This is a genomic window from Planococcus sp. MB-3u-03 (assembly GCF_002833405.1).
In the GTDB taxonomy this organism is placed as follows: domain Bacteria; phylum Bacillota; class Bacilli; order Bacillales_A; family Planococcaceae; genus Planococcus.
Window position 1 is genome coordinate 2,554,869 of the sequence record NZ_CP025135.1, and the last position, 12,415, is coordinate 2,567,283.

At 49.9% G+C, this 12,415-nt stretch carries 10 protein-coding genes and 3 pseudogenes; all 13 read right to left on the reverse strand.

Annotation, left to right across the window (positions count from 1 at the left end; all coding sequences use genetic code 11):
• Nucleotides 1–2 precede the first annotated feature (2 nt).
• The 13 genes and pseudogenes from CW734_RS14065 to CW734_RS14110 all read right to left on the reverse strand — a co-directional run bounded on the left by CW734_RS14065 (nt 3) and on the right by CW734_RS14110 (nt 12,342).
• Nucleotides 3–1,278: pseudogene (locus CW734_RS14065) on the reverse strand (nucleotide sugar dehydrogenase).
• Nucleotides 1,279–1,846: 568 nt separating this feature from the next.
• Complete coding sequence (locus tag CW734_RS14070) at nt 1,847–3,268, reverse strand: alanine/glycine:cation symporter family protein (RefSeq protein ID WP_101191220.1); 1,422 nt, start codon at nt 3,266–3,268, stop codon at nt 1,847–1,849.
• 95 nt (nt 3,269–3,363) lie between these two features.
• On the reverse strand, nt 3,364–4,455 hold the full coding sequence (locus tag CW734_RS14075) for an amidohydrolase (protein ID WP_101191222.1): 1,092 nt from the start codon (nt 4,453–4,455) through the stop codon (nt 3,364–3,366).
• A gap of 98 nt (nt 4,456–4,553) precedes the next feature.
• Nucleotides 4,554–6,167, reverse strand: a complete 1,614-nt coding sequence (locus tag CW734_RS14080; RefSeq protein WP_101191224.1) for a M20/M25/M40 family metallo-hydrolase — start codon at nt 6,165–6,167, stop codon at nt 4,554–4,556.
• Between the two features lie 42 nt (nt 6,168–6,209).
• Nucleotides 6,210–7,124, reverse strand: a complete 915-nt coding sequence (locus CW734_RS14085) for a DMT family transporter (RefSeq protein WP_101191226.1) — start codon at nt 7,122–7,124, stop codon at nt 6,210–6,212.
• Between the two features lie 44 nt (nt 7,125–7,168).
• A pseudogene (gene panF, locus CW734_RS14090) lies at nt 7,169–8,642 on the reverse strand (sodium/pantothenate symporter).
• Nucleotides 8,639–8,908, reverse strand: a pseudogene (locus tag CW734_RS14095) (DUF997 family protein). Before CW734_RS14095 ends, panF begins: the two co-directional pseudogenes overlap by 4 nt.
• Before the next feature lie 171 nt (nt 8,909–9,079).
• Entirely contained in the window at nt 9,080–9,433 is a 354-nt protein-coding gene (locus CW734_RS19175) for an efflux RND transporter periplasmic adaptor subunit (RefSeq protein WP_232787073.1), read from the reverse strand.
• 19 nt (nt 9,434–9,452) lie between these two features.
• Entirely contained in the window at nt 9,453–9,923 is a 471-nt protein-coding gene (locus tag CW734_RS19180; RefSeq protein WP_232787074.1) for a hypothetical protein, read from the reverse strand.
• Between the two features lie 42 nt (nt 9,924–9,965).
• Nucleotides 9,966–10,379: an HlyD family secretion protein gene (locus CW734_RS19185; RefSeq protein WP_232787075.1), complete on the reverse strand. Its 414-nt coding sequence runs from the start codon at nt 10,377–10,379 to the stop codon at nt 9,966–9,968.
• A gap of 22 nt (nt 10,380–10,401) precedes the next feature.
• Complete coding sequence (locus CW734_RS19190) at nt 10,402–10,671, reverse strand: hypothetical protein (protein WP_232787076.1); 270 nt, start codon at nt 10,669–10,671, stop codon at nt 10,402–10,404.
• Nucleotides 10,672–10,678: 7 nt separating this feature from the next.
• Nucleotides 10,679–11,059: a hypothetical protein gene (locus CW734_RS19195; RefSeq protein WP_232787077.1), complete on the reverse strand. Its 381-nt coding sequence runs from the start codon at nt 11,057–11,059 to the stop codon at nt 10,679–10,681.
• A gap of 1,052 nt (nt 11,060–12,111) precedes the next feature.
• The gene (locus CW734_RS14110; RefSeq protein ID WP_058382988.1) at nt 12,112–12,342 is read right to left on the reverse strand and encodes a DUF2187 family protein; all 231 of its coding nucleotides are present in this window, start codon (nt 12,340–12,342) and stop codon (nt 12,112–12,114) included.
• Nucleotides 12,343–12,415 lie beyond the last annotated feature (73 nt).

Consider the following 12,415-nt stretch of genomic DNA (forward strand, 5'->3'; position numbering starts at 1 on the left):
TTTTAATTTTTTGGGTTGCCCTTGCCGTCGCCGAGACGGTAAACCGTGAATCCGGCTTGTTCATACGTTTCACGGCTGATGGCATTTTTCGTGTCGAAAATGGCTTTATGGCGCATCGTTCCGCCAAGTGTTTTCGGATCGTATTCTTTGAATGCTTTATGGTCGGTCAAGATGACGATCAAATCCGCACCTTCGACTGCTTCATCGTAGGATTGCGTCTGAATGGCGCTTTGTTTTCTTGACATGCGGGTCAAATGAAGAAATACGCAGGTTTTTCGCTTTCAAATGTTCCAGCACTTCCATCGATGGGCTCTCGCGGATGTCATCGATATTGCCTTTAAAGGACAAGCCAAATACAGCAACTTTCGCATCGGCCACATCTTTCAGGATATCGTCGATTTTGTCTGCCGTGTATTGCGGCATGCCATCATTGGTTGTACGCGACAAATGGATGATTTTCGATAATTCCTGCTCTTTTTCCACTAGGAACCATGGATCGACAGCGATGCAATGCCCGCCGACACCTGGCCCTGGCAAGTGGATATTGACGCGCGGGTGATGGTTGGCAAGGCGAATCGCTTCCCATGCATCAACACCGACATTGTCGGAGATTTTCGCGATTTCATTGGCGAAAGCGATATTGACGTCGCGGTAAGTGTTTTCCATGACCTTGACCATTTCAGCAGTCGTCGCATCCGTCAAGATGAACTCGCCTTTAACGAATGATTCGTAATAAACTTGTGTACGCTTTGAAGATTCCTCGTTGATGCCGCCGATGATGCGGTCATTTTTCACGAGCTCTTCGAAAACTTTTCCAGGAATGACGCGCTCTGGGGAATGCGAAACAAAGAGTTCTGTCCCGATTTCCAAATTGCTCTTCACGAGAATCGGCATCATGACATCCAGCACAGTGCGCGGAGGAACGGTTGATTCCAAGACGACCAAATCACCTTTTTTCAGGAATGGCACAATCGATTCTGTCGCTGCGCGAATGTAATCCATATTGGCAGTTTTATCTTCCGCAATCGGAGACGGCACAGCGATGATGAACATGTCTGCTTCTGCAGGTTTTGTCGAAACCGAGAAGGTGCCTTTTTCCAATGCTTTGTTCAAATAATCTTGAAGAAACGGTTCTTCAATGTGAATTTGCCCATCAGACAGCATGTCCACTGCTTTTTGATTGACGTCCACGCCGTGAACATCATAACCATGGTTTGCGAACATGACCGCTGTCGGCAAGCCGATATATCCTAATCCAACTACACAGATTTTTTCCATTTCGTTAATTCTCCTCAATCGCCAGTAATTTTTTATCTCCCGCTTTGCAAGCAGAGATTTGTTTCAATAGTTTTGTTAAATAAGTTGAACTAATACTTTGTCTTTAAGACTTTATTGCATACGATATTCCGCAAAACAGCTGGCTTTCCTGGGGGCTTGCGCTGAACTAATTCGGGCTTGCTGCCCGAATGGATTTCAGCACTTCGCTGATTCCCAAGGAGTCTGCGCTATTTTGCTCCATATCTATTGATGTAATCCAGATATTAAGAGTGCAAGGCAGCGACTCCTGCGGGAATAGCATGAGTCTTGAGACCCCACAGGAAGCGCAGCGACCGAGGAGGCTCAAGCCATGCCCGCGGAAAGCGTCTGCCTGTAACGATTACATCGCTCTTTGACTGGTTCATTTTTGTTCAACTCACATATTATCAATAGTTCATTCTACCATAGCATAGCCTTAGGCAGAAATCGTTTTGGTGTATTTTTCATTACGGTTTCGTTACAGGACGCAGGATGGCTCGATGGGTTCCCAAAGAAAAACCTCTCCCGCGAATGCGGAAGAGGCTAGAAGTTATTCGTCGTGACGATGTGCTTCTTCTCCCCAGCATTCCGTGTTTTTCAGGCCAGGTACATTTTTCGCATAGAATACCGGATTCTTGCCGGCTTTCCTTTGCCCCATATAATCGTCGAGGACGCGGAACGCGATCTTACCGAGCAATGCGATGACGATTAAGTTGATGACGGCCATCATGCCCATGAACAGGTCAGCCATGTTCCAGACAAGCTGGACTTGTGCGATCGACCCGAACATAACCATTGCCAATACGCCGAAGCGGTAAACAGTTAACCACATGCTGTGGGCATTGATGAATTCAATATTCGTCTCGCCGTAATAATAGTTCCCAACGATCGAGCTGAAAGCGAAGAACGTGATGGCGATCGCCAGGAAATAAGGCGCCCATCCGCCCAAATGCATATCCAGTGAAGCTTGTGTCAGAAGGATGCCTTCCTGTTCGCTTGTGCGGTACAAGTCCGCCAAAATGATGACGAATGCAGTCGCTGAACAGATGATGATCGTATCAAAGAATACCCCAAGGCTTTGGACAAGCCCTTGTTTGGCTGGATGCGATACGTTCGCAGAAGCAGCAGCGTTCGGGACAGAACCCATACCGGCTTCGTTGGAGAACAAGCCGCGGCGTATACCTTGCATGATCGCAGCACCGATACCGCCACCAACCACTTCTTCAAGCCCAAATGCGTTCTGGACAATCAAGGTGAAAATCGCTGGAATTTCCGTGAAGTTCATTACCATTATGTAAGCTACAACAATCAAATAAATAGTTGCCATGATCGGCACGACAATTTGCGTCACGTGCGCGATTCGGCGTACGCCACCGAAAATAACGATAGCGGATAAAACGACCAAGCTTGCGCCGACGACCCAGTTCGGGATGTCCAACACATCGCTGACCGATTGGGCGATGGTGTTCGATTGCACCGAGTTAAAGATGAAACCGAATGCCAGCGTCAAGAGAATGGCAAAAGCGATGCCCAGTTTCCGTGTGCCGAGTGCCTTTTCCATATAATACGCCGGGCCTCCGCGGAATTGCTCACCGTCTTTGATCTTATACACTTGGGCGAGCGTGCTTTCGATGAATGCGGTCGCCATGCCGATCAAGGCCACCATCCACATCCAGAAAACAGCGCCCGGCCCGCCGATGGCAATTGCCAAAGCAACGCCTGTGATATTACCGGTTCCAACACGCGATGCGGTCGAAATCGTGAACGCCTGGAATGCGGAAATCCCGCCGGTTCCATCTTTCTTTTCCGTGATGACGCGGAACATTTCGCCAAACAAGCGCACTTGCACGAAGCGTGTGCGGATGGTGAAGTATAAACCAAGACCGAGCAAGAGCCCGATCAATATATATGTCCATAATAAGTTATTTCCTTCGTCGACGATCCACGTCAACCCGTTGAATATTGCATCCATCTCTGATGACCCCTTAAAATTCTTATAGTGTAAATCATTGTTCCATACCCTTAAATATGTGCCCAGAAACTATTCCGGGCACCCTAAGCATGCTGTTACGCCAAGCGTAAAGTCTCTGCCAAAACGCGTGCGCCAATGTCGAGCGCTTCCCGGTTGAACTTCATATCCGGATGATGGAGCCCCGGTGTTAAATCGGCACCGATTCCGACCATCGCCGCTTTCAACTCAGGCTGTTTAATCGTGTAGAAATGGAAATCGTCCGCGCCGGTCGTCTGGATCGGTTCAGCGAAAGCTTCCTCTCCGAGCACATTGCGAATCGCCTGTGCGGCAATTTCCATCGCCTCGTCGGATACTTCAGCAGCGGGCGTGTAATCGTCCCATTTCAACTCGATTTTCACATCGTGAAGCGCTGCAATGGCCCGCAAGCCTTCCTCGAGGCGAACTTTCATCGTATCCATCAATGCGTTGGACTGTGAGCGCACATCAAGCGCGAATGTAGCGCTTCCCGGGATGATGTTCAAGCTTTCCCCGCCGGTCTGGATATTCGTTAGCTTTGCTGAATAGGATTCGAAAGGCGAAAAATAAACCGTTTTCACGAATTGATGGATTGCCGCGATGACATCGATGGCATTTTTTCCTTGATGCGGCCGAGCACCGTGCGCATCTTCTCCGATGATCTTGCCTTTCAAAAAAATCCCCGAGCCGTGATGCAGCGCAGGCGTCACCTTGCCGAACGGCAGCTCTTCCTGCGGGCGCAAATGGACTCCGAACAAATGCGTCACGCCTTCGAGAGCGCCCCGCTCGATCATCGCAAGCGAACCGTTGCCCTGCTCTTCAGCCGGCTGGAAAATAAAGCGGATGCGTTTATTCAAGGATTCGTCTTTCAAACGCAGGAGGGCTCCGAGGACCATCGACATATTGGCATCATGGCCGCAGGAATGGTTGGCTTGCACTTGCCCATTCACTTCCTGCCACAAAGCATCGATATCCGCACGGACTGCGATCACTTCTTCGCCTTCTCCGACTTCTGCGAACAAACCGGTGACATCATCGAATGTCCGGTACTCTACTCCGAGTTCATCCATGATTTGTGCCAGCTTCTTCGTCGTCTCGACTTCTTTGAAGCTGACTTCGGGATGTGCATGGAAATGATCAAAATAAGTTTCGGTCTGCTGCTTGAACTCCATAAAAGATTCGCTCCTTTAAATTTTTCATCTTTTTGAATTGTACCTGTCTTCTCAATTCAAAACAAACCGGATTGTGAAAACACCTTCATTCATTGCTATTAATCCGCTTGTTCTCCAATGTGCAAAATCAAGCTTGCGATGATTTCCGGAATTTCCTCGAAAGCATTTTTGATATGGAGCCGTTCGGTACGTTTATGCGGGTCTTTGCCAAAGGGCCCAATATTCAAGACCGGCGCTTTGAGCTGCTGCATCGCTTGGAACGGGATGCTGTATTGATCGCCGTAAACCGGTGTGTTTTTCTCATAGCTGACCCAGCCGCTCGCCGTATCCTCGTAATTGACGTAGCTAAGGTCCGAAATGCCGTTGAAGAAATGCACTTGCTCGAGCTCCAAATCGAAACGTTCGAGCGCATCTTGCGTGACATGAGCCACACATTTCTCGATGAATGGGTCTTCGCTAGAATTGACCGCTGGGTAATAAGGCGGCGCAAACAATAACACGATCCCCGGCGTCAACTCCTGGCAATTTAACAGCAAAATGTCCGCAATATGGAACGATTTATCGCGGACGTCACGTTCGGGGTCCATCAACGTATCGCGAATCAATTGATTTAGGTAATCAAGCCCGAATTTCTCTTTGGCGTACTCTACAAGTTCTTCGTAACGGAGGACGCGGATTTCCTCAACACGCGGTGCCATGCCGACTTTTTCGCACAAGGCAAGATAATCTTCCATGCATTCTGCAGCAGATTCCTTTGCCAAGCTCTCGAAAATACCCATGACGTCTTCAGCGTTTCTTTCCATCGTGAAGACGTTATAGAGCGCTTTTGTCCGGTATGGCGTCTGCACCGAATATTCTTCTTTCATATCCCCTTGCGTCAGGGTTACCGGAAGCGGCGTTTCTTCTCCGTGCACGGTCTCAGAAAACGCCGGATTCCATTCCATTTTCCGCGTCAAATAGGTGGACAGATAGCTCGAGGTCATGCCGGCAAGCGGCTCGCCTGCATGCGTTTCTTTGCCGTAGAACAAAGCGCTCGGCATGATTTTCCCGATCGACCCGGTGTAGATGTATTGCGATTCATCGCCAGGCGATTTCGCGAACACCGGCTCGCCGTTTAGAAACAGCACATATTCCAAGCCATATTGGCGTTCGAGGTCGAGCAGCTTTGACACGCCGTAACGCATGCCTGCCGAGTTGACTTCCTCATCCGGCACTGACATGAGCACAATATTGACCGGCCAATTTTCAAGGCTGGCCCGTTCGATCAACGCCATATGGATCGCCAGCCCTGACTTCATGTCCATGATGCCGCGGCCGAATAAATAATCACCGGATGCGAGATCGGCCTGCATCTCCCGCTTGAATTCGCTTTTAATCTTTTGGAATGCTTTCTCCAGTTCTGCCGGCTGGTAAGCGAGCGGCGCCAAATCCCCGTATTCGTGCACGGCGACGGTATCGAAATGGCTGAGCAGCACGACGGTGCGTGAGGCTTTTTCATGCTTGTATAATGCGGTCAAATACCGGCGTTCCCAATTGACTTCGCCCAAGGAAACAAGTTCCGGGTGCTTGTGAAAATACTCTGTTTCCATTAATTTGGATTTCAATCGTTCCGGGAATTTCACTTCCCCTTCCGTCAAACCTTGCGACTCCCAGCCGACCAATTGTTCTGTCAGCTGGCGCACTTGTGCTGGTGTGCCCCATAAACCCGTCATCGTTCATTCTCCTTTCGCTATTCCACTATAGAAAAAAACGGCTCATGTAGGGAGCCGTTTCCTGCGTTTCCGAAGTAAATCCTCCGCTGCCCCTGACCCGAATATCACGCCGATCACTATGAGCACAAGTCCGATCAAATGACCCGGCGTAATCGTTTCACCGAGAATGAGGCTTGCTGCCACGAGCGAGAACAGCGTATTCAGGTTCATGAAAATTGCCGCTTTCGTCGGTCCTGCCTGGCCAATCGAGTAATTGTAAAGCATATGCCCGACTGCTGTACCAAGCATTCCCGAAAAGAAGAACGCTAGCCAGAATGACGATGGAACTGCCGCGAATGCCGCAATTTCTCCCGGTTCCTGGATGAGCGCGATGATGAACAACACGATCGCTCCCATCACGAGCATGTATCCCGTCAACAGGCGCGGATCCAGCGAGCGTGCCGCATTTGCTATGACAATATAACTGAAGACTTGAGCCAAAATGGAGATGAATACCAATATATCTCCAAGACTCAAACCTGAAGCCGAGTCGCTTCCGACCATTACCGTCGTGGCAACGCCAGCAAAACCGATGAACACCCCGAGCCATTGCAGCCGTGAAGGCACATTGCGCATGATCAGCGATACCAAAACTGCCGTCAGCATCGGCCCGGTCCCGAGAATCAAACCGGCATTCGTTCCGGAAGTGATCGCCAAACCTTGTGACAGAAAATAATGATGCGCCACTACATTGAGCAGCGCTCCGAGCAATATGTATTTCCAATCGCTGCGCTTTGGCCAGCGCATCATGCCGAGCGATGCCAAAATAATCAGCACGGTCACGCCTGCCAGTAAGATCCGAAACGCCGTCAGCGTGACTGGATCAACAAATTCCAATAAATACTTGACCGCCGCGAGGTTGAATCCCCACACGACCATCACCGATGTTAAGATGCCGTAAACTTTCCATGGAGTCAAAAGTGCAGCCCTTCTTTCCCTTTTTCCAGATATAGCCCCTTATTTTACGCTTGTTTTTCGTTTCTGTATAGAATGGCATTGTAATCATACGCCTGACGCTTGATCAGTAAACTGAAGGCGATAAAGGCGAGAAGCGACAAGACGACCGGCAACGTGACGGTATGGACGCCGAACAAATTACCGTTTTCGATGTTATAGAAATGCAAGGCGATATAGCTTAGGATCCCTGTCGCCATACTCGCAATCGCCCCATATTTATTGCCCCATTTCCAGTAAAGCCCGAGAACGATCGGCCAGATAAACGCCGCTTCCAGACCGCCGAACGCGAATAAATTCAAGAAAATCAGCAAATCAGGCGGATCGAGCGCCAGCAAGAAGACAATCACGCCGAGAATCCCCGTGACCCCGAAGGACATGCGTTTGATGGTTTTCAGGCTTGCATCCGGTTTGACGTAATTCAAATAGACATCTTTGACAATCGACGAACTGACGAGCAATAGCAGCGAATCGACCGTCGACATGATCGCCGCCATCGGAGCTGCCAAGACGATACCCGCGACCCAAGGCGGCAAAGTCTCCAGCGCGATCAGCGGAATGACTTTATCGCCGACTTCAATGCCCGGAAGGATCGGGCGCGCGAATACACCGATCAAATGCATATTGAGCATGATAAAGCCGGTGACGATCGTGCCGATAATGAGCGCACGGTGCATCGAACGTGCATTTTTATAAGACATGGCGCGCACCGCGATTTGCGGCAAGCCGACAACGCCGACACCGACAAGAATCCAGAACGAAGACACGTACGCGGCGCTAAGATTGCCTTCCGCCCCGTACGGCGTAACCAAATTCGGGTTTTCATTAATCAAATCCTGCATGATGTTCGAGATCCCGCCACCTGAAATGATGACGGCGATCAGCAGGATCAGCGTGCCGATGAGCATGACCGCTCCTTGCACCGCATCGGTCAAGGCGACAGCCCGGAAGCCACCGATCGTCACGTAAACGAGAACGCTGATGGCAAACAAGAACAATGCCGATTGATAGCTGAGCCCTGTTAACGACTCGATGAGCCGCGCGCCGCCGATCCACTGTGCCGCCATCGCGGAAAACAGGAAGATGATGATGCTAAGCGCCGATAATAAAACGACAGCTGTGCTATTGTAGCGGGCTTTCAGAAAATCGATCATCGTCACCGCGTTATAACGGCGGGCCATGATGGCGTATTTTTTCCCGAGAATCATTAAGACAAAATAACCGGTGACCACTTGCGTCATCGCCAGCAGCACCCAACCGAAGCCCATCGTATAGGCTGTCCCGGGGCCGCCGAGAAAACTTGAGGCGCTGCCGTATGTCGCGACCATGGTCATCGCCAGGACGAAACCGCCAAGCTCACGACCACCGAGAAAATAATCACTGATGAAATTCGAAGAGCCGGCCAGTTTTCTGCTCGACCAATAGCCGATGAAAAGATGATGATCAAAAGACGATCATGGGAATAAGGACTGAATAGTTCATCGGCTTTCCTCCTGTTCTTCGTCAAATGGCACATCGACAAGAAAAACTTGACGACGACCGTGACGAGCACGACCATGACCAGGAAGCCGACGATGCAGCTATAGAAAACCAATCGGGCAAGCCGAATATGTACGTGTATTCTTCGACCGGGCGATTGCCGAGCCCGTAGGCAAAAGCGAACCACCAGACGAAGTTGAAGAGCGCAAGGCCGAGGCCGATCCAGGCTTCCGATGCGCGACGCGGAAGCGCCAATCTGTTTCTTTCATGGATATCCCACTCCGATCAATGGCTGTAATGTGTTGTGTCTATCGTACACCAATGGCGGCCGTAAATTAAGCGCAAGTTTCCATGGCGTTTTCGATGCGTCCATTTACACAGCAACCCCATATGCTTTCACTGGTTGATTTCCATAAAACCTCCGGAAATTCCCGGAGGTTTTAGCGTGCCAATAAATATTCGACATAGGCTCGCCATTCTGTATTCTTCGCATAGTTAAAGTCCGGCGTGCGGCTCGGGAACGGCATGAAGAGCTTCGGCCTTCCCGGATAATCGTGAAGCTGCTCTTCATTGATGGTGATATCCCCTGCTTCCATGCCGCTTGCGAGAACAACGCGGCCTTGTTGGGTGAAGGCGATTTCGACAGGGACGGCATTCGGGCGGCCGTCAATGTTCAAGGTATAGGCAGTGCCCGTCGTATCGTCGTCATCGTAAACCCAAGCATCGCGCAAGGCGATTGCATCTTGTGCTTCATCCAAGGTGATTTCTGCGTTGACATTGCTGCCATAAGGCATCGTGTCCTGCAAGGGTGTTTCAGGGCGATGCGCACTTCGTAAAGGCGATCGGGTTGTTTTGTTCGATGCGGCCGAGATCCCGGTACGCTTCGAACCACTTGGATTCTTCTGCCGGAATTTCAGAAACGCTGCGGACCGTTCCAGGAATCGCGCCTTCAATGCCTGGCGCCTGGATGAATACGCGATCGGCCTGTTCCACTTCGTGCCATTCGTCTTCCAATAGATACGTCACGAATTCGCGTTCATTATTGTAAATCTCGATGCTGAGCGGAGCGGTGTCGCGGTTGATGCTCGCGACCGTCCCTTCGACCGGGCTGATGAGCGCCGGATTTTCCTGGCTTTGTGCGAGCTGCGCTTCCACGACCGCAAGTTCAGAATCAATGGCCGCCAGACGCTGCTGGGCTTGCGCGATGCCTGAAACATACGAGCCGTCTTCCGGCACTTCCACGCCAACTGAGACGTTGACATCCATACGCAATTCCTGTTCCATGTCTTCGCCAAACCCTGGATAGCTGGAGCTGTTATTGAGTCTTCAGATACACTGCTGTCTTGCGATGCGCGCCTGCGTCAATTCCTGCAATGTGGACTGAACTTCACTGCGTTCTGTTTGAAGCGCACTTTGTTCCGACTGCCAGATCGCTCGCTGGTCTTCTGACTCACTTTCGTTCAAGCGTGCCAGTTCAGCACCTGCCGTTACGGCATCGCCTTCTTTGACGAGCCATTGCTCAAGCGCTTCATCGTCCTGGACGTAGATTTCCATCGTATCCTGCGGTGCCGTCAATGCTTCTTTCGGCAAAGTTTCGGTGTATGTATGGGTATACGCCTGTTCATATTCGCTGACATACAGTTGTTTTGAAATGATGCTCTTCTCACCGAACAGCAACAGGAAGTTCGAAGTCAAAAGCGACGATGGCAATGGATAAGCCGATAAAGAAAAGCGGTTCATAGGATCGGCCCCTTGCATAAAGTCACGCAGCATTTCGTCGACGGGAATCTGGCTGAACAACGCGACGAACAATGCCGAAAGCAGATGGATGATGATTAGTGAAAGCAAAATGATCTTCGGTGATACACGCGAAAACTTTGATGAAACGGTATTGAATCGCGATAATCAATGACGTAAACAAGGTCAATTGATTAAAGAAATAAATCAGGTAGCTGTTCTCCAGGAACGTCGCGGCGATCGGCCCGAATGAAAACGGTGAAAAGGCCATCGTGTAGCCATTCCAGGCGAACATCCCAAAATCAAGCCTTTTCCAGCACCAACAATGCCGTAACGTAAGCTTGCATGACGATCATCGCCTTCCACGGGATGCCGATGATCCGGCCGTACAGATACGCGGCTATGTACAAATGGAAGCTCAAATACAAGCCGCCCCACAGCAAGGTGCCGACAAGCGAGGTCCAACGCGCGAGTGTATAGCCGTCAAACATGCCTGCCGCGAGCAGCGGCGTCAACGACCCGGTGTTCATGCCCCAAATTTCAGGCAAGGCAAACACGATCAAGCCGAGCACAAGAATAACGGCCAGCCGCTTATTGATTTGCCTCATTTCGGTGTGTCGCAAATTATGTATGAGTTGGCCTTGGTTCAGGAAGAAATGCCAAAATTTAAAATCAGATATCATGCGTCTAAGTCCTTTCAGGCAAATGGCGTTCTGCTTAGTTTTACTTTACCAAAAACATATGCTTTGAACGAATTCCCTGCCACAATTTTCAATATTTGGTGGCTTTGAGACGAATGGCATAGGATTGTGGTGAATTTCAAATTAGTAAAGGGTGAAGTGGAGTGGAAGTAGGAGATGTTTAATGAAGAAAAGTGATGTGAAAGAAGTAAGTAGAAAAGCTTACGCTTTTCGACTGCGCCCAATGGCTGCTTGGGGCTCGCAGGATGCGAGTCATGCAGCTGATGCGACAGGACGTCGCGCTTTCAGCTGCCCGGGTGTGGGCGGGTGTTGAGCCAACGTGCCAAAGAGCGCGGCACGATTGTCTCGCCAGCCCGCGCGGTCCCACAGGCGTCAGCCCCTTCTACTCCGTCTCTAGTTTTAAAGTGGAAGATCGTTTCTTCAGTTCATTTAAAGTAAAGTGTGGAAATGCATTATGTTTTAGCTCATATTATTTGGATCAAAGAGGGTGAATGTCAATTTGCCGCATCTCGGGAAGTGATTCCCCAACTAGCCGGCAACTAGTTACAGAAGCAGATTCAACTAATCACACCTCTCAATGAAATCTCTCAGCCGCCGGCGCCAAGGGTGAGCCGACGCAGTAAGACAGGTGTTCTTCCTGGCTTATTGCCAAAGGCCAACCCAAAGCAAGGCAGCGAATATTAACATGAAGAACAAATAGAACAACGCAACAATTCCACAAACAAATCCTCGCTATCTTCCCAAAACTTGTCCCGGGAAGCGATTTCCCCACTAGCCGGCAACTAATTATAGAAGCAGATCTGATGAAACTCACCCGAGTCAACGAAATCTCTCAGCCGGCTAGCGCCAAGGGTGAGCCGACGCAGTAAGACAGGTGCTCTTCCTGGCTTATTGCCAAAGGCCAACCAAAGCAAGGCGGCGTCTTCCAAGAAGACGCTCAAATGGACCATCGCATTATTTCCACATACAAACACTCGCTGACTTCACTTATTTTCGCACAATGAAAAAACCTCCGCGGCTGCGGAGGTTTCGTTTTATTGATCTGCGACAATCTTGTATTTCTTATGTGAAATTACGGTCATGTTGGAAGCAGCGCCGATTTCCTTGGCGTCTTCTGGTGAAATCTCGACGATCACCGAGTTGTCCATAATTTTGAAGATGGTTCCGTTAACGTCGACGCCATTGCGGGTGAATGAAATCCATTCGCCGATTTTGCGGGCCGCTACAAATTCAGATACTTCTTTTTCATGGGGTTGAAATGCCATAGTTATCCACGCCTCTCTATAATGAAAACATTATCTTTCTATTATAGCATAAATTTATGGTAATTTCACCTGT